Annotated in this window: 21 protein-coding genes; 8 read left to right on the top strand and 13 right to left on the bottom strand. The window is 48.0% G+C overall.

What is annotated here, in order from left to right; all coding sequences use genetic code 11:
• Positions 1-125 precede the first annotated feature (125 nt).
• From NOM72_RS12160 to NOM72_RS12170, 3 genes are read right to left on the bottom strand one after another with little or no spacing between them, the layout of a single operon-like run.
• Entirely contained in the window at positions 126-1475 is a 1350-nt protein-coding gene (locus NOM72_RS12160; protein WP_174315933.1) for a sensor histidine kinase, read from the bottom strand.
• The gene (locus NOM72_RS12165; protein ID WP_023466854.1) at positions 1472-2161 is read right to left on the bottom strand and encodes a response regulator transcription factor; all 690 of its coding nucleotides are present in this window, start codon (positions 2159-2161) and stop codon (positions 1472-1474) included. Before NOM72_RS12165 ends, NOM72_RS12160 begins: the two co-directional genes overlap by 4 nt.
• The gene (locus NOM72_RS12170; protein WP_255999240.1) at positions 2139-2714 is read right to left on the bottom strand and encodes a class I SAM-dependent methyltransferase; all 576 of its coding nucleotides are present in this window, start codon (positions 2712-2714) and stop codon (positions 2139-2141) included. Before NOM72_RS12170 ends, NOM72_RS12165 begins: the two co-directional genes overlap by 23 nt.
• Positions 2715-2876: 162 nt before the next feature.
• Between NOM72_RS12170 and NOM72_RS12175 the strand changes: the two genes are divergently transcribed.
• From NOM72_RS12175 to NOM72_RS12185, 3 genes are read left to right on the top strand one after another with little or no spacing between them, the layout of a single operon-like run.
• Positions 2877-3920 (top strand): bifunctional transcriptional activator/DNA repair enzyme AdaA, encoded by a 1044-nt coding sequence (locus NOM72_RS12175; protein WP_087681842.1) that lies wholly within the window; start codon positions 2877-2879, stop codon positions 3918-3920.
• Positions 3917-4963 (top strand): DNA alkylation repair protein, encoded by a 1047-nt coding sequence (locus tag NOM72_RS12180; RefSeq protein WP_035399137.1) that lies wholly within the window; start codon positions 3917-3919, stop codon positions 4961-4963. The genes NOM72_RS12175 and NOM72_RS12180 overlap by 4 nt, the downstream gene beginning before the upstream one ends.
• On the top strand, positions 4964-5305 hold the full coding sequence (locus tag NOM72_RS12185; protein ID WP_052017220.1) for a GNAT family N-acetyltransferase: 342 nt from the start codon (positions 4964-4966) through the stop codon (positions 5303-5305).
• A 38-nt stretch (positions 5306-5343) separates the two neighbouring features.
• Here NOM72_RS12185 and NOM72_RS12190 read toward each other — a convergent pair whose 3' ends face one another.
• Positions 5344-5922 carry an AAA family ATPase gene (locus tag NOM72_RS12190; protein ID WP_174315936.1) on the bottom strand — a complete coding sequence of 193 codons (579 nt, stop codon included), beginning with the start codon at positions 5920-5922 and terminating at the stop codon, positions 5344-5346.
• 132 nt (positions 5923-6054) lie between these two features.
• Between NOM72_RS12190 and NOM72_RS12195 the strand changes: the two genes are divergently transcribed.
• A complete protein-coding gene (locus NOM72_RS12195) occupies positions 6055-6582 on the top strand; it encodes an NUMOD4 domain-containing protein (protein WP_058265510.1) in 528 nt (175 codons plus the stop codon).
• 48 nt (positions 6583-6630) lie between these two features.
• Here the strand turns inward: NOM72_RS12195 and NOM72_RS12200 are convergent, their stop codons facing one another.
• Together NOM72_RS12200 and NOM72_RS12205 are read right to left on the bottom strand one after the other, a co-directional pair.
• Complete coding sequence (locus NOM72_RS12200; RefSeq protein WP_255999241.1) at positions 6631-8280, bottom strand: methyl-accepting chemotaxis protein; 1650 nt, start codon at positions 8278-8280, stop codon at positions 6631-6633.
• A gap of 89 nt (positions 8281-8369) precedes the next feature.
• Positions 8370-8546: a hypothetical protein gene (locus NOM72_RS12205; RefSeq protein ID WP_193748178.1), complete on the bottom strand. Its 177-nt coding sequence runs from the start codon at positions 8544-8546 to the stop codon at positions 8370-8372.
• 145 nt (positions 8547-8691) lie between these two features.
• Between NOM72_RS12205 and NOM72_RS12210 the strand changes: the two genes are divergently transcribed.
• A complete protein-coding gene (locus tag NOM72_RS12210) occupies positions 8692-9783 on the top strand; it encodes a GGDEF domain-containing protein (protein WP_255999242.1) in 1092 nt (363 codons plus the stop codon).
• A gap of 47 nt (positions 9784-9830) precedes the next feature.
• On the opposite strand, the gene NOM72_RS12215 is transcribed toward NOM72_RS12210, so the two are convergent.
• From NOM72_RS12215 to NOM72_RS12235, 5 genes are all read right to left on the bottom strand, one after another.
• Positions 9831-10238, bottom strand: a complete 408-nt coding sequence (locus NOM72_RS12215; protein WP_075642738.1) for an NUDIX hydrolase — start codon at positions 10236-10238, stop codon at positions 9831-9833.
• Positions 10235-10885 carry a Type 1 glutamine amidotransferase-like domain-containing protein gene (locus tag NOM72_RS12220; protein WP_255999243.1) on the bottom strand — a complete coding sequence of 217 codons (651 nt, stop codon included), beginning with the start codon at positions 10883-10885 and terminating at the stop codon, positions 10235-10237. Before NOM72_RS12220 ends, NOM72_RS12215 begins: the two co-directional genes overlap by 4 nt.
• 21 nt (positions 10886-10906) lie before the next feature.
• A complete protein-coding gene (locus tag NOM72_RS12225) occupies positions 10907-12985 on the bottom strand; it encodes a methyl-accepting chemotaxis protein (RefSeq protein WP_174315941.1) in 2079 nt (692 codons plus the stop codon).
• Between the two features lie 73 nt (positions 12986-13058).
• Positions 13059-14090 (bottom strand): ABC transporter permease, encoded by a 1032-nt coding sequence (locus NOM72_RS12230; protein WP_255999244.1) that lies wholly within the window; start codon positions 14088-14090, stop codon positions 13059-13061.
• Positions 14083-14763 (bottom strand): ABC transporter ATP-binding protein, encoded by a 681-nt coding sequence (locus NOM72_RS12235; protein WP_255999245.1) that lies wholly within the window; start codon positions 14761-14763, stop codon positions 14083-14085. Before NOM72_RS12235 ends, NOM72_RS12230 begins: the two co-directional genes overlap by 8 nt.
• 149 nt (positions 14764-14912) lie before the next feature.
• Here NOM72_RS12235 and NOM72_RS12240 point away from each other — a divergent pair, with 149 nt between their 5' ends.
• Together NOM72_RS12240 and NOM72_RS12245 are read left to right on the top strand one after the other, a co-directional pair.
• A complete protein-coding gene (locus NOM72_RS12240; RefSeq protein ID WP_255999246.1) occupies positions 14913-15293 on the top strand; it encodes a hypothetical protein in 381 nt (126 codons plus the stop codon).
• Positions 15290-15643 carry an SND2/TMEM208 family protein gene (locus NOM72_RS12245; RefSeq protein ID WP_255999247.1) on the top strand — a complete coding sequence of 118 codons (354 nt, stop codon included), beginning with the start codon at positions 15290-15292 and terminating at the stop codon, positions 15641-15643. Before NOM72_RS12240 ends, NOM72_RS12245 begins: the two co-directional genes overlap by 4 nt.
• Positions 15644-15662: 19 nt before the next feature.
• On the opposite strand, the gene NOM72_RS12250 is transcribed toward NOM72_RS12245, so the two are convergent.
• Positions 15663-16214 carry a DUF4352 domain-containing protein gene (locus tag NOM72_RS12250; protein WP_053452486.1) on the bottom strand — a complete coding sequence of 184 codons (552 nt, stop codon included), beginning with the start codon at positions 16212-16214 and terminating at the stop codon, positions 15663-15665.
• Positions 16215-16566: 352 nt separating this feature from the next.
• Between NOM72_RS12250 and NOM72_RS12255 the strand changes: the two genes are divergently transcribed.
• Positions 16567-17382, top strand: a complete 816-nt coding sequence (locus NOM72_RS12255; RefSeq protein WP_075642730.1) for a hypothetical protein — start codon at positions 16567-16569, stop codon at positions 17380-17382.
• A 56-nt stretch (positions 17383-17438) separates the two neighbouring features.
• On the opposite strand, the gene NOM72_RS12260 is transcribed toward NOM72_RS12255, so the two are convergent.
• Entirely contained in the window at positions 17439-17828 is a 390-nt protein-coding gene (locus NOM72_RS12260; protein WP_075642729.1) for a RidA family protein, read from the bottom strand.
• Positions 17829-17861 lie beyond the last annotated feature (33 nt).

Here is a 17861-nt window from a genome sequence, read left to right on the forward strand (position 1 = left end):
CAACTCCTTTAAAACGACAACTAATTTCTAACAGTCTTTAGTGTATCGAATTCCAATTTCAAAGAAGTGTCTAAGAAGTAACAACCTGACCAAAAAAGCACCCGATGCGCACATCGGATGCAGGCTTATGAAACATGTGGAAAACGACAGGTCACGATGAAGCGGTTGTCTTGTGAAGTCAATGCGACACTACCCGCATGACGTGCCATGATTTGCTGAACGATTGACAGACCGATGCCGGAGCCACCAGACGAGCGAGAAGCATCCGACGTCCCGAATGGCGTCAGCCACGTGTTTAGTTCCTCTAGCGTATAGGTCGTTTCAATCGCATTTGAGCAGATCAGCTGGATGCCTTCTGCTTCATCTTTGATCGAAATCCGAAGGTCACCAGTTCCGTGAAGCGTCGCATTGCGAATCAAATTCTCAAGCAAGCGCCGTAAGAGCATCGGATCGGCGAACAATGTCACGTGAGGTGGACCATCGATGACGCCATCGATGCCGGGAAACAGCTCCAGGACTTGTTCCGTTAAGGTCACGAGATCGAGTGAGATCCGTTCGACTGGATAATCGGTGTTCGATAATTTAGCGAGCGTGAACAGTTCATCGATCCGGGCAGCGAGCGTTTCCGACTGGCGGATGACGATCGCTAGAAGTTCCGCGCGTTCTGTCGCGGATAACGTCTCATGTTTTTCCGTCAGCCACTGGATGAAACCTTGGATTGAGGTCAAGGGTGTCCGTAAGTCATGCGAAAGACTAGTGATCAAGCGCAACTGTTCTACGAACCGCTCCTGATCACGCATCCGTAACGTTCGGAGTTCCTGTTCGATTCGTTCGATCGATTGGGCGAACAGTTTAAACTCCTTCGGTCCTCTGACCGGTGGGAGTGATTCAGTTGGTGGCGGTTCGACCGTCAACCGTTCGAGTCGTCGTTCGAGTTCCCGGAACAATCCGGCAATCCAACGCGTCAAGAGTAGTAAAAAGAGGATGAACAAGACGACTTGTAAGACGAAGAAGGCGTTCGAATTCCCGATTTGATATTCATTGAGTCTCGGTTTATCTGTCTGTACCGTCAGGAAAAAACCGGACGCCCCATTTGGTAGGGAAATCGCTTCGATGTGGTGCAATGTCCGGATCGTTCCTATGTCGGACGGCTCTCGCTCCGTCGGTGTTTGAGCAGCGAGTAACCGGCTGGGCGTCAAGTCTTCCGGAAACTTGTCAGATGCATCGAGGCGACGACTATCGGCACTGTAAACGGCCCACTCGTAAGGACCGTTCGGTGATTGCCCGTTTTCGTAACGGGCGATATCACGTTTTACGTCTTGGACGACTTCTTGCTCTGTCGTGTAATAGTACCGAGGAACCGTCTTCGTACCGAGCGGCAACTGACTCGCAAGCAACCAGGCGAGTGCCGTACTTAAAACCGCGGCGAGTAAGAGTAAGACGAGCATCCAAACAGTTAGTTTGATCCGTCTCATGGCTCAACCTTATAACCAACGCCCCAGACCGTCTGGAGGTGGCGCGGTTCTTTCGGGACATCCTCAATCTTGTCGCGGAGCTTATGGATCAGGACCATGACAGCGTTCGACGCGGAACCAAGTGCTTCCTCCTGCCAAACCCGTTCATACAGGTCTTCAGCCGAGAAGACACGACGGGGGTGACTCAAAAAGAGCGCCAGGCAATCAAATTCACGGCGTGTCAGGGCGAGCGGTACATCGTATTTAAAGATGACGCGTTCGTCTTCTTTGAGTGTGAACGGACCGACCTGAATCGCTGAAGCAGTAGTCGGGACATGATACTGACTGACGCGGCGTAACAGCGCCTTGACGCGGGCGACGACTTCAAGCGGATTGAACGGTTTACCGATGTAATCGTCCGCCCCGAAGGTCAAACCTTGAATTTTATCCATGTCTTCGCGTTTCGCTGTCAGCATCAAGACGGGTAACGTGTGACCGGCAGCGCGCGCAGCTTGAACGGTCGAGAAGCCATCGCGAACGGGCATCATCACGTCGAGTAACATCGCATCAACTGGACGCGTTGCAAGAGTCGCTAACGCTTCCTCACCATTTTCGGCTTCGAGGATCTCGTACCCTTCATTGGTTAAATACAGTCGAAGCAATTGACGGATGTCTGCTTCATCGTCAACGATCAAGAGCGTGGGCATGTGTAGATTCCTCCTGTTGTACCCCCTCGAAAACATAAGCCGGGGGCAGATTGTAGAGCGTGTGCGAATAACTGTGTTCTTGGAAATAGTCCCGGAACATCTTGAACTGGAACCGGGTGTATTGAAAGGCGATGAAGTGACCGCCTGGTCGTAGTAACGTTTGGAATTGTGCTAATAAGTCATGCCGCAACGCTGCCGGGAACGACGCGAACGGGAGACCACTGACGATGACGTCGATCTGTCCGCTCCATGAATCGGATAATCCTTGAACGTCACCAATGAAGAGAGTGACATTCGTTTCTTGAGCTAGCAACTGCTCGAGTGCCGGGTGGAACGTTTCGCTCCGTTCACAAATCAAGAGATGTGTCTCCGGTGAACGAGCGGCCAGTAAAGCTTTGGTGATCGCTCCGTCACCCGCTCCGACTTCAAGAATTTGGCGTGGACGATCGGCGACGGCGCGTCGTGCCATCATTTCAGCCAGACGTGGACTGCTCGGTGCGACGGCTCCGACACGGAGTGGTGCGTGAAGTGCTTCTTTTAAGAAATCAAACATGAAAACCCTACTTTCCGTTGAGTATATCATGTAGTATGCACATCGTCCCTTTCGAAAACAGGACGATGTTTCTTAAGTGAATCTTAAACATATCAATGCCTGATTTTCGGCGACATGATGACCGGACAAGCCGGTATACTAAGGACAAAGGAGGGGAAGGCGATGGAACATCACACGTATTATGAAGCGCTCGTTCGCCGGGACGCGACGTACGAAGGAACGTTTTTTGTTGGTGTCAAGACGACCGGCATCTTTTGCCGTCCGACGTGTCCGGCACGAAAACCGAAAGCAGAGAACTGTGAGTTTTTTGAGACGGCGCAAGAGGCATTACTTGCCTCTTATCGACCGTGCCGTCGTTGTCATCCGCTTGCTTATCCCGGCGATCATGGTACGATTCAACGCTTGATCGAAGCGGTCGAGGCAGAACCAGACAAACGATTCAAGGAAGCCGATTTTCGAGCACTTGGTCTCGATGAATCAACGGCACGCCGCCAGTTCAAGAAACGCTTCGGAATGACGTTCGTCGCGTATGCTCGGGCACGACGGATGGGGCTTGCGATGAAGGAGATCCGGACCGGTAAGCCGATCATCGAAGGGCAGTTGGCTGGAGGTTATGAATCGAGTAGTGGTTTTCGTGAGGCGTCAGCACGGATTCTCGGGCAGGCACCGTCGCGCTTTGACGGGCAGGTCTTACGCGCGAAATGGCTTGATACACCACTCGGTTCGATGCTGGCGATTGCCGACGATCAACTCTTACATCTGCTCGAGTTCGTCGACCGACGTGGACTGGAGCGGGAAATCGAACAATTACGTCAAAAAGCGCGCGCTGTCATCGTTCCCGGGGAATCACCGGTCTTTGGACAGATCGAAGCGGAGCTCCGTCGTTACTTCAAAGGAGAGCCGGTATCGTTTCAGACGCCACTGATGCGGTACGGGACACCATTTCAACGCCGCGTCTGGGAAGAACTCGAGCGGATTCCGAGTGGGGAGACGATCTCGTACCAAGAGCTGGCGATCCGGATCGGTCAACCGACTGCTGTTCGTGCCGTCGCACGAGCGAATGGAGCGAACCAACTGGCAATCGTCATTCCGTGCCATCGGGTCATTCGGACGAATGGAGATTTAGGTGGATACGCGGGTGGACTCGCACGCAAGGAAACATTGCTCAAACTGGAGCGCACACAGAGAGGACTGGATGAAGGATGAGTTTGATTAAAGATGTATTTTCACCGAGTTGGCTCGACCGCTTAGGAGCAGCGGTCGATGTACCGGATTTTCGAAGACGAGTCGAGCAGGGAGACTGGGAAGAACTCGCGTTTAAACAACGTGTCCGTCGTGTGGCGGAGACGCTGGAGACGATCTTGCCACCGTTTCCGGACTCGGTGTCGGAGCTAGAGCGACTCGCACCGCAGTTTACTGGGCTACCGGGAATTGTTTTTCCAGAGTATGTCGAACGAACGGCAGACCTTTCTGACTGGACGCTTGCGATAGAGATACTTGCCAAGTTGACGCAACATTCGACGTCGGAGTTCGCCGTTCGTCGCTTTTTACTTGCTGATCAGGAACGTTTCCTCGAGCAGGCACTTAAATGGACAACATCAGACGATGAACACGTCCGGCGCTTAGCGTCTGAAGGAACACGCCCGCGTCTGCCGTGGGGACAAGCGATTCCGCGTTTGATTGCTGATCCGCGTCCGGCGTTACCGATTCTTGACGCCTTACTACAGGATCCGTCACTTTACGTCCGAAAAAGTGTCGCCAATCACTTGAACGATATTTCAAAGACACATCCGGAATACCTGATCGAGCGAATCGAACGTCACTTAGGAACAGATCCGAATACAGACTGGATTTTACGTCACGCTTCCCGGACGTTACTGAAGCGCGGAAATCCAGAAGTATTACAGTTGTTCGGACACGTCACGCAAGGTGAGGTCGAGGTGACGGACTTGGTCGTCTCACCAGTGACGATTGGTCAAGAGTTACAGTTTTCGTTTCAAGTAAACAGTTCCGTCGAGCAACGTCTGCGTCTTGAATACGCGATCGATTACGTCAAACAACGTGGAACGAGTCGGAAGGTGTTTCAACTGCGGGAGCGGGAAGTTAAAGGTGTCTTACAAGTTGAACGACGCCAATCGTTTCGGAACATGACGACGCGTGTCCATTATCCTGGTACACATACATTAACGATTTTAATTAACGGAGAGGTTTACGCGACAGCAACGTTTGAGGTCGAGGAGGAGAGCTGAATGAAAGGACGACATCCGGATTTTACGACGTCACGATTGTTTGTCGAAGCAACGGATGAAGAATCGGGTTGCAAGTGGACGTTGCATGCGTTGCGTGAGAAAACGATTGTCGGGACGATTACCTTCACATGGAATGCATCGACCGGAAACTTACGTTATACGACGACTGATGAGGATGATCAGCACGGATACATCACAGAAGCGTTGACGTCGATTTTGTCGTATCTCGCACGGACGTTATTACTGACGTATGTTTACGGCGAAGCGGGCAGTGCGGCGGTCTGGCGTCGGAACGGATTTCAGTTGCAGGCGAATCGATATGAACGCAAACTCTATCATTAAAGCCCCGCCTGCTTGAGCAGGACGGGGCTCGTTTGTGATTAGACCGTTGTTTTGGACCAGTTGAAATGGTCGCAAATCGCTTCAGCGCTTTCACGCGCGCTTAACTGTTCCGTATCGAGGAAGAGGTAGTTGACGTCCGGTAGTTCACCTGGAAGCGAACGTGTCCGGTATCCGTCCGCCGTCTCGCGTAAGTCCTGTTCAGAAGCAGCGAGATCACGCTTCGTTACTTTGTGTGTCAATCGGTTTTCGGTCGTGTTCCGGTGCAGGCGTGTTGCGACCGGCGCATCGAGTTCAACGATATAGACGTCAGCACCCGCTTGTTCGAATAATTCGACTGTCTCTTCAATGAACTCGAGACCACCACCTTCGACGCCGAATAGACAGAGGAATGTAAACAGGACACCTTCGAGCGAACTGTTCGCCATTTCCTTGAACATCTCGCGCCGGATCGTATCCTTTAAGCGGTGATGTGCGGGTTCAGAGAAATCAAAATAAGGCAATAACAGATCGATTGTCTGATGGTTATGGAAGACTTTCATCTCCGTCAATCGTTCGATTTCCTGACCGATCGTCATCTTTCCGACCGCTTGGGGACCAAGTAACAAGACGAATTTCATAGATGAACCTCATTTCCTTTTTCTGCTAAGAATAGCACATTCCGACGAGTGACATCACTAGAACGTTTGTTCGTAATTTGATATAATTCAAGTATGAAGTCCCGTCGTGTCCTTGTCTGAAGGAGGACAATCATGCAAGAACAATGGAAAGCCGTCATCGGCTATGTAGGTATATATGAAGTCTCATCGTTTGGTCGCGTAAGATCGCTCGACCGAACGATCGTGACGTGTCGCGGTGTCCAGCAACGCCGAAAAGGTGTCTTGCTCCGTCCACGGATCAATCGGGAAGGATACCGGAAAGTCACACTTTATCAACGTGGTCGAGGAGAACGTGTCCAGGTCGGTGTACTTGTTGCACAAGCTTTTCTAATGGCAGACGTCACGGAGGCGCAACTCGTCCGGCGCAATGGTAAACGGGCTGACGATCAGTTGTCGAACTTAGACGTCTTGCCTTCGATCGATCAACAGTATACTGAACTGCTGGGTGAATTTGATCTCTTGTTAGGTCAACATGTGACGCTGTCATCGTTTCAGATTCGAACGATTCGCGCGCAGTATGAAAAAGGGAAGACGATTCGTCAATTGGCAGAGCAGTATCAGGTGACGGAAAACCGGATCCGCAACATTATCGATAAAAAGGAAGCACGTTATATCGGCTGAAAATAGAGGAAAGGAGCGCTTACCAGAGATGGGAGGCGCTCCTTTGATTTAAGACGGCGATTCATTCGAGCGAACGGTCTGTTGCAACGAACTGATCCTTGACTCGAGTACCGCACTATGTGTCTTCAGTTCCGTCTGTTGAGTGACGTGGTGTTGCATCTGTTCCCCAAGCACCTGGCTGTAAGAAGAGAGCTCCGACATCAACTGCTGAACGGACTGCAGATGTTCCTGCATGTTCGACTGAACATCTGCGACGATTTGACGTTGGTGTTCGACGGTACCCAGTGTCGTTTCGATCGTCGTCGCTTCAGTCAGCATCTGTTGCAAGTGTGCCGTTGCCGTCTCGAGCTGTTGCGATGTTGAGAGAAAACGTTCGGTCATCTGCACGATGGCTTGTTCGACTTGATCGAGTCCCGCCGTCCATGTCTGATTGACTTGACGGATGTGATCTGTACTCGTTCGGATATCGATTGCGAGTTTTTCGACTTCCTTGGCAACGACGATAAAGCCACGACCGGCTTCTCCAGCACGGGTTGCCTCAATCAGCGCGTTCAGCGACAAGCGGCGCGTCTCTTCAGCAACGCGCTGAATGTGCGAGATTGAGGTCTCCATCTGTTGCTGTAGGTGTGAGGTCTGTTGCAAAATCTGCTCTGTCGTCGCGGATTGTTCCTTTAGTAACTGGCTTTCCTCTTGTAAGGTCTCAAGTGTCGTGTGATTCGTCTGAACAGTCTGTTGAAAACGGGTTACGGCATGTTGGCTGTTGAGAAGTGTCGTTTGCATCTCACTTAACGCATCGTGCCCTTGAGCGGTCAAACGTGTCGAGGCGACGATTGTCTGATCCATTTGCGACGATTGCGCAAGTAAAGAACCGGCGACTTCATCGACGGCTTGGACCGATTGATCCATTGCGGATAAGCGTGAGGAAAAGTGGGGCTGGACGGATTCGAGTTCCTGACTCGCTTGTTGCATCTCAGCCGTTAAATCTCCGATTTGTTGCATTAATTGATTGTATTGAAACGTGAGTTGTTGTAATTCAAAGGTCGTCGTTTTGAGCGTTAATGGACGATACGATCGCTTCGCATGCGCTTCTTCAATCTGTAAGGCGAGTTTCGATAGTGGGGCGAGTTGTTTTCTAATTCGTGAGCGAATCAAGAGGCTGATACTGACAAGCGTAATCACACTGACCCAGACGAGTGTCCAAGCTAAATCGCGAGCAGGGGCGATTAATTTATCGCGATCAGTCGTCAGCAAGATGACGTCATCGAGTTCCGGAATCGTCATTGCGACAAGAAACTGGTCTTGATTCGAAAAAGCATATGTACGGGCTGTTTTTAAGTGCTGTAGTAGTTGTTTTCGTTTTGCCGGTTCGAGTGTTAGCGGTCGGAACGCCTCACTCGTTTTCAGGCTTTGAAAACGAATCGAATAGTCGTCACGTGATAAGTCGGTTCGCTGTTGCTGTTGCAATCGTTTGATGGCACGCGAGCGGTCTGTGGTGTCATCCGGATACGCAAGAAACGTTGCCCGGACATTCGCGTCGAACATCGTTAACTCACGCATCAGCCGTTCCTCAGTTGCTGCGACGGATTGTTGATACGATGCGTAAACGCTTAGACCGCTGATCACAATCAGTCCGATGGCAACGATCGGAATCAGCCATCCATTTAGTTGTTGTGCTAATAATCGTTTTTTCATAAGCATAAAAAACATCTCCTCCCGTGTACCTATCGGAAGGAGGGGTCGCAACATGTATGAAGGTGTTGTACGGCTTGTGTAAAGGTCTTGTGAATCTAGTTCACGTAAATCGGTAGGACAGTCGCAAGGTGTGTCATAAGTGCTTGTGTCTCTTCTTTTGGTTCGGATGTGACGTAAATGATCAACGCAGCAGCAACGATGACGAAGATAGCGATGACGAGAATGATGAAGAACGGCATTTTACTTTTTCGTTTTTCGGCTTGACGGTTCATGAAAGATTCCCCCTTAATGATGTAGACGATAGACATATTTGTTTGATTCCCTCTCCTCTTGTTTGAAAACCTTGGAAAAAGAGGGGAATGTGTAATTTGGAGGGAATAGAGTAAACATCTGAAATGGAATGAGGAGGATGTCGTCGTGCTTACGTTGCTCAATTCATTGTTGTTGAACTTCTCACTGTTGATTGCGACATTGTTGTTTGCGTTTTTACCACTACGACGGATCGAGAGAATTTCGCCCAATTCCTCCTTACAAGTCCGACTCGTGATCGGTTGTATCGCGGGTGTGATTGGTGCCCTATTGATCTTTAACAGTATCTCCTATGACGTTGCAAAGATTGATTTGCGTCTCGTTGCGCTCGTCACGGCGTACTTTTACGGCGGATTAGTCAGCGGTAGCATCACGATGCTGTTCATCATCGGTGCCCGATTTGCGGTGACACCAGCTGGCGAATACCAAGGACTGATTCTGACGACCTTGATCTGTGTCGCGTTACTCGTGACAGCGACGATTTATCGACGGTTCGCTGCTCAGCGGATGAAGGATTATCTCGTGTTGCTTGGAACAGGTATCGCATACAGCTTACCGGCGCTCTATTTATTAACGAACACGTTCGAGCGGTTTTTAGAGATTGCGCTCGTCTATATCATTGTCATCATGATTGGTGGTTACGTCACCTATCGTTTCTTACAAGAACTAAGAAAGCACTTTTTGTTCGTACATACGCAACAGGAACTGGCTTTAACGGATGAGTTGACGCAACTGGGAAACCGCCGGAAGCTAGATGAAACGTTAGCCGAGTACGCTCAGAACGGAACAGTCTTCTCCGTCCTCATTCTCGATCTCGATCATTTTAAATCAATCAATGATACATACGGACACGAAGGGGGTGACGTCGTTTTACGACAACTCAGCCATCTCTTGCAATCGTATTGTCCAGAACAGGGCGTCGTCGGTCGGTACGGTGGTGAAGAGTTTGTCTTACTGTTGCCGGACGTACCACTTCGACAAGCGGAACGACTGGGGGAACGGATTCGATCTGCCTGCGCCGATCAACACTTCGTTTATAAAGAGCACCCCGTTTTTCATGTCACGTTATCGCTAGGTGCCGCTTCATCCGATCAAGCATCGACTGTATTTGAGACCGTCCAGAAAGCCGACTTAGCATTATATGAAGCCAAACAAACTGGCCGAAATCGTGTTGTCTGTTATCGAGATCCTTTACTGTAAATACAAACTGCCCCGCTCGACCGATTGGTCAGGCGGGGCAGCTGTGTTTAGCGATGCAATAACGAAAATACATCATGGCGTTCAAAATCAGCCAAAATGTTCGGGGCAATTAACTGACGAATTGTTGTTTCGTCCGCCCAGAGATAAGCGTCGTGTTCCACTGATAATTGAACGTCTGTCTGATTCGTCGAACAGATGTACATCAAGAGAATGATTTGCCGATCGGGATGCGTCAGGAAGCTCGAGGCATAGAGGAGACGCTCTGGGGTAACCGTCAACTGTGTCTCTTCTTTTATCTCGCGAACGAGACTATCGACTGGCAATTCACCGAAGTCGATCTTGCCACCCGGACATTCCCACGTGCCGCCACCGAAGTCAGCAGCAGCCCGGCGGACGATCAGGAGACGTTGCTCGTGAATGATGATGCCTTTGACGGCAGGAACGATCGCTGTCATCTGACGGGACTCCGCGACAATACGACGGGATCGGTTCCTTCTGTTTCGACGAGGTGCTGATTGCGTAGATAGATTCCGCTCTCGTCAGCAAGCCCGAAAGCACGGTCTGTGCTTTCTTCCGTAAAGGATTGCGTGAGATGGGCGGCTTCGCCCCACGTCTCGTAATGGACACAGATGACCGCGTCGTTCAGTAAGGCAAGACCAGGCAAGCGAAGACGTTGATTGTCGCGTTGGTCGATCTCCGTAATAATACACCGTTCGGGCGAAATGAGGGCACCGGCTGAAAAGCCGGCGACCGGAACACCATCTGCGAAACGCGACTGAATGATGTCACCGATCGGTGTGCCGACCAAGTATTGCTGATACAATTCGGTCTCGCCACCGGAGATGATGATGCCTTGACACTGCTTCAGTTGCGCGAGTTGTCCGTCTGTTGGTGCGTCAGATAGTGGCAGATGGACGAAAGACGAAATGCCATCTTCCTGTAACGGCTTCGTATAAATCGAGGCGTAGCTCGTCCAGTCCTTACCGGTTCGTGGAACGTATAGAATCGCGACCGGTCCACCGTTCGTTAATGCGGCAAATCGTGTTCGTAAGTTCGGTGTAAAAGGAGGACCGCCTCCAAAGAGGAATAAGTGAGTCGGCATGAGGCATGTCTCCTTTCAAGTTTAATCCAGTGTATAGCGGTTGATCGTCTCGTGCAACTCACGGGAGAGCGTATAAATCTCTTCCGTCAGCGTATGCACAACATCCATTCGTTCGCTGAAAGCGAGTGATTGCTCGGATGCATGTTGGTTGTCTTGGGCGCTGGCAATGATTCCGGCGCGTAACTGTTCGGCTTGCGCGACGAGGTGGGAAGCGGTCGATAAGACATCCCGGTTCGTTTCCGAAAGGGCGGCCATATCAACAGTAACCCCTTTTGACTGGGTGACGATCGAATCAAATGATTTCGTCGCTTCCGTGACGCGAACGACACCGTCTTGAACGGCAACAGTTCCGCGTGCCATGGCGTCTTCGAGTTGTTTTGTCTCCAGTTGGATCGAATCGATTGTTTCCTGGACACGAACCATTGACTGTTTCGATTGGTTGGCAAGATTCTGAATCTCACGCGCGACGACAACGAATCCTTTGCCTTGTTCCCCGGCACGTGCGGCTTCGATCGAAGCGTTTAATGAGAGAAGATTCGTTTCGTTAGCGATCGATTCGATGATACTGATGATCTCTAAGATATTCTCGGAAGCGATTTGGACGCGACGTGATTTATCGGCCGCCTCATCAATCGCATTTTGAATCGATTGCATCTGTTCCGTAACGGCATGGAGATCCGAACGTCCGGTCGTTGCAAGATTTTCTGAACGACTAGCGTTATCGACGACGAGAGCCGATGTCTGCGCAGTTTGCTCGATTGTTGCCGTCAAGGATTGTAAGGACGCTGTATGCCCATCAAATGCGCCAGACTGTTGCTGGGCGGTTGCGGCAATTCCAGTCATTGCTGTTGCCATCTCTTTTGTTCCGTGTCCGGTCTCTTCGGCTTCAACGACGAGCTCAGCGAGAGAGTCATCAATCGTCCGTGACATTGCATCGACTCGCTGTACCAAATTGATTAAAGAGAGGCGCATTGTCTCGAATAAACGGGAGAGCTGTCCAATTTCATCACGTGACGTCGCAACGACCGGTTGTGATAAATCGTGTTCGGCAATCGCGCCCGCACTATGCAGTAACGCGCGAATCGGTCGGACGAGCGTGCGTGTGAAGAGGATCGCAGCAAGTGCTACCAAAGCAATTAACGCCACTAACGCAATCAATAGCTTTTGGACGAAATCAGATAAAGAAGCAAACACTTCTTCCGTATGGACTTCTGTGATCAGTCCCCAGTTGAGACCAGCGATTTTTAGTGGTGTGAAGGACGTCACGACTTCATGACCATCGGTGTCCGTTGTTTCTGTCGTTTTCGTCTGACCGGCAATGACTTGTTTGACTGGCGTCGACTGGATACGTTTTTCACCGACTTCGGTCTGTTTTGTCGCTCGGAAATCAGAGCGTAAGCGTTGATCGGCACCAACAAGATACGATTCACCGGTTTTGCCGAGTCCAGCCGTTGTTTTCATGATCTGATTGATTCGATCACCGGCGAGCTGAAGCGCAAGAACTCCACGTGGTTTGTTCGTCTTTGGGTCGACATAGGGAATCGCAAAGAAAGCAGCAGGAGCTTTTGACGGTTCGTAGTACGCATAATCAGCAATGACGCCTGTTTGTTTTGTTAAGGCGTCCTGATACGCTTTTCCGAGCCCTGACGATTTGAGATCACCGGTGACGACATTCTGACCGAGATCCGGTTCTTTGAACGCCGTATAGACGACATTTCCGTCCGGATCAATAAAGAAGACATCATAGAAGCCGAACTGCTCGATGTATTGATTGAAGTAGGTATCGAATTTTTTGGCTTCTTGTTGGTAGGCGTCGTTTGCCAGTCCACCGTCCGCAAACTGTTTCGTTAAGGGAGCGAATGCTTGCTGGACTTGTTCGTTCTCTGCTAATGCTTCGAGGTTCAAAAATTTCTCATCGATATGTTGCGTGACAGTCGCTTTTTTAGCATCACGAATCGCCTCAAGTTTCGCGTAAGCTTCGTCCGTTAAGGCACTCTTCGTTTCAACATACAAAAACGAACCGATCAAGACGATCGGTACGATCGCAAGACCGAGGAAAGCGAGTAACATTTTCGGATACAGACCCCACTTCATACGCATACACTCCGTTCGTTTTAGGTTACCTTTAGTGTACGAAAGGAATACGAGAAGAGATATTGGATTCCCATATCTTTTAAATGACTTTATTTTCCGCAGAAGCTGTAATACGAGAGTCAACGAGCCGATAGAAGCGCTGCTGTCTAAACCACAGAGCGTGTTGTTTTACTTCTTGATACAGGACGAACAGAACGAAGGCGATGACAAGACCACGTCCGATCCATGGTAAGACGAGAAGACCATAGTTCATCGCAGCAAACAGCTGAAGTAAGAAACGACGTTTACTCGAATCCCGCAGATACGTGATCAGCGGGAGTTGCTGATGCGTCTGATTGAATAATCGCAGATGAAGGAACGGACGCTTTCGATGCGACGGTTTTGGTAAGGCACCGTTCAATTCAAGGACGGTCGCCGATAAACTCGACTGTCGTTTCGTCGATAGCAGGATGTCCTCCGTTAATCCGTCCTCGCGCCGTGACCAGCGCCGGACATGAAGGGATCCGAGCAACAACACACACAGTGCGACAACGAAGAGGACAGGATGCGGTTGCAGCCAAAGCAGGAGCAACAGAGTGATACGTCCGGTTGCTAGGACGAGATGACCGCTCCATTTCCGCAAGAACCGTTGCCCGGATAACCGATACGTCCAGAAGCTAAAGAACGGTTGGAGCAAAGAGAGCACGAGACTAATCAGCAGTACGGTGATACTAGATTGGTCAAACCGGATGCTATGTAACGGAAAACAGAGTAGATGTAATCCGGCAGTCATTAGAAAAATCCGCACGAAGTGATACCGAACGGAATACCACTTCATTCGAACGATCGCTCTAGGAACCGGTTTGAAGAAGAGGCGATCTGCGGGTTCGAACCAAGCGTAAAAAGCGGGCAGGAATCCATACAAGATCCAACCGAGTAAAATCCAAGCGACCGGAACTGTTTGAACCCAGTCAGCTTGACCGTTTAAGATCTGAACCGTCTCATAGATGATGAACAGACCGACAGGAACGACGAGATACAGCAAGATCGTCCAGTCAAAGATTTCTCGAAAGAAGCGACGTTGTTCCGCGTGCCGTCGACGGATCCGTTGCTTCAAAAAGGTTTCAATCATGCTCGAGCACCATCGCTTCCATGATGTCGAACAAGCGAGCGCCGGGTTGACCAGAGGCTTCACCGATTTGAGCGAGTGTTCCTTGATGTTTGATGCGCCCCTGATCAATCCAGACGAAGTCGTCACACAGACGTTCCGCGGAATCGAGGACATGGGTGACGAGCAGAATCGCTACGCCACGCGTTCGTTCTGCTTCGAGTAAATGTAACAAGCGAATCGTCGCGACCGCGTCAAGACCAACGAACGGTTCATCGATGATTAAGCAGTCCGCGCGTTGCATCAAAGCACAGACGAGCATCACCTTCTGTTTCATTCCTTTAGAGAAAGAAGAGACATAGTCACCTGTGACGGCATGCAGTTCAAACGTCTGTAAGAGTCGTTCTGTATAGGCATGATCCGTCTCGTGGAGCGAGGCGACCAGCTCAAGGTGCTCGGCGAGCGTCAAATATTCGTAATAGGTCGGCAGCTCCGGAATATAGGCGAGTGAGACCGGTAAATCGATCTCTCCTTCGACCCAAGGTAGCGTACCGAACATCGCTTGAATCGTCGTACTTTTTCCCGCACCGTTCGTACCAATCAAACCGGTGATGGCTCCAGGCTGTAAGGTAAACTCAATCTCTTGTAAGACAGGCTGACCGACGTCATATCCAGCTTGCTGTATGGATACATGCATAGTAAACATCTCCTTTCACTCCATCTACTGATAGAAGAAGAAAAATGTTTCACAGCAATAGAAATCAGTAGAACCATAGTAAAAAATGTAACAGGTTGAAAATAATAAATGGAGTATACTGGGAACATCAAATTTAGGGGATGATTATGATGGAGACAGTAAAACAGATCTATTACCGCGAGTCCGGAAGGGGAATAGGACAAACGTTTTGGTGGGACCGTGCAAGTCAAACAGTTCGAGCAGAAGATGAAGAAAATCGATTGACAGCACTTGGAGAACGCATACTGACACAAGACGATCTAGCGTTCATGGATACGTGGATGAGTAAGTATGATCTAGTAGCGTGGGGGACGTATCCTGAGTCAGTCCATGAGATGCTAGACGGGACGGATTGGACGCTTGAAGTAACAACGAATAACCAAACCGTCTGTATCAGCAAGTCAAATGTCTATCCACCTGGATGGAGAAACATCCGTGACGCGTTGTATCTTTTTTTCACATCACAAGCGAGTCAGGAGGGGCAGCGATGAAACGAACATGGTTGTATGTGATTCCCTTTGCTTGGTTTGGACCCTATTTTGATTGGAAAGAAGGTTCACTTCTAGGCTATGTCTTATTTTTGTTTGGACTCGGTGCTCTATCGTATTCACTTGCGCGGAGTGGGAAACCGAAATATATTGTCATCGGCAATCTAGTTTCGTTTGCGATTTCATACGGGATCGCGCTCAGCGTAGGGAGAGGATATGGCGAAGGGTACTTCAATCCATTGACGGTCAGTCAACTGGTGATCGGAGTAAGTATCTTGAATCTGGTTGTACAAATACCAATCGTGATGCATGCGATTCAACGACGAGCAAAACAAAGTAAAAGCGCTCCTTAAAACTAGGAGCGCTTACTCATTAATTTTTACCTTTAAAGACGACTTCGTTATCGTTCCATGAGAAAGAAGGTTTGTAGATAAGTTCGAGGGACTGACCTTTTGGTGCATCGTAAAAGAGTTTACCTTTTAACGTCTTACCTTTGTTTAAATCACCACTGATTGCCATGTCATCTCCGAAATAAGAATCGACTTGTTCATCATTGATATAGAGGTTGAATTCCGTATCATCGATGAAAGCAGAATCATCGCCTTTATTGATTGCTGTTACATCAAATACAACGACATTGCCATTTTTTGATTCGCTGTATTGAGCAGGAGACTGGTTTTGAGCTTTTGAAATCGTGAGCTGTACATCACCGACTTTGATCGTATCGCCGAATGCAAAATGCTTAGGTGTATTTTTTTGTTTATCGCCCTTAGCCTGTTTTGAATCGACTGCAGTGACTTCTCCTCCTTTTTTGAGCTCTTTGTCTACTTCGTTTGCGAAGAATGATGTACATGCGACCATTGCAACGATAAGAATGACGATTGCGATGATCAAACCAAGTACCAATTTAAGAAGCTTTTTCATACTGATAAACCGATCCCTTCGAATTCAATAAGAATTGCTATGTATTTCCTACACTTATTAAAATGGAAAAAATGCTATACTTTTTACCAAATAACAAATTTTAATATAAAATAAGTAAGAATTAATAATAATCTATCATAAAAACCAAATTAATACCATAATTTATTTATATTAAAATAATTTTTAAACTTTTGCATGCTTCTAATCTTAAACTCATTTTTTTAATATCCTATAAATCGAAAAAATAGGAAATTATAAAAATAATATTATAAATAATTACATAAAGTAAAATAAAAATACTATATAATATATATTAACTATTTATTTTGTGATTTCCTGAAAGGAGATAAAAATGAATAAAAAAACTGTGTTTCAATCTGATTTGTTCATACTTATATTATTATTTGTGTTTTTTCCAGTTGGATTAATTTTGATGTGGAGGGAGAGAGCATTTACTAAAGGAGTTAGAATATTTTTTTCTACTGTTGGTTCAATAATTTTTGTCACCATATTCGTGTCTAATTTTTCGTCTGATCAAAGCGAAATTGGTGAAGATAAGTCTCAAATAGAACAAGGACAATCAATAGAAGAAACACAAGAAATTAGTGAATCTGAATCTTCAGATGAGTCTGAAGACACAAGTGATAGTGAAGAAAACAATCAACTGACAAGAGATAATTCTACAGCACGTGAAACTGATTTAAATTCTGGCAAGTTTATTGGTGGACAAGATGTTCCGGTAGGTAGATATGTAATAACGGCTAGTAATTCAGGTAATTTTTTTATTAAAGGCGATATACCTATAAACGAGATTCTAGATCCTACAGAAGAATTTGGTGTAAAAAGTGTGACTACCCAGATAAATGAGGGACTTGAAATTGAAATATCAGGAATCAATTCAGTTAACTTTAAACCAGCTGTCACGGAGAAAATGAATAAATTAACGCCTGGCTATTGGCAAGTCGGATTAGATATAGCAGAAGGACGATATGATGTAACTCCATCGGGGACAGGTAATTTTTTTGTATATAGTGAGGTTGGGAATAATGTGAATGAAATTTTAGATGAATCAGGTGAAAATGGAATTCAAAAGTATAGTTTGAACATCTCTAACGGGGACATTATCTATATAAGCAGTATTAATGAAGTAAGATTTAAAGAAAAATAAATTTCTTAAAAAACTCCCCGCCTTTACGTAATACAAATGTTAGGCGGGAGCTTTTTTTAAAGTATAGCTAAAATCTCGACTTCAACTAATGCACCTTTTGGTAGTTCCTTAACCGCGATACAAGACCGAGCTGGGAAGTGATTGTGTGGTGCGAAGTAATCGGAATAGATCGTATTAAAAGAAGCAAAGTGTTCCATGCTCGTTAAGTAGCATGTTGTCTTGACTACGCGGTCGGGAGTTAGTCCTGCCTCTTTCAGGATGGCATCGACGTTTCGCATAACTTGTTCCGTTTGTTCCGTGATTCCGCCTGGTACGAGTTCACCTGTTGCCGGATCAATCGGGATTTGACCGGAAGCATAGAGTGTTCCGTTTGCGATAAAGCCTTGCGAGTAAGGACCGATCGCAGCAGGGGCGTTCGTTGTGTTTATAGCATTAAAGTTATTCATTAGTTGACCTCCATTATTTTTTTGGGATTTGAA

It is taken from the genome of Exiguobacterium sp. LL15 (assembly GCF_024436095.1).
Taxonomy (GTDB): domain Bacteria; phylum Bacillota; class Bacilli; order Exiguobacteriales; family Exiguobacteriaceae; genus Exiguobacterium_A; species Exiguobacterium_A indicum.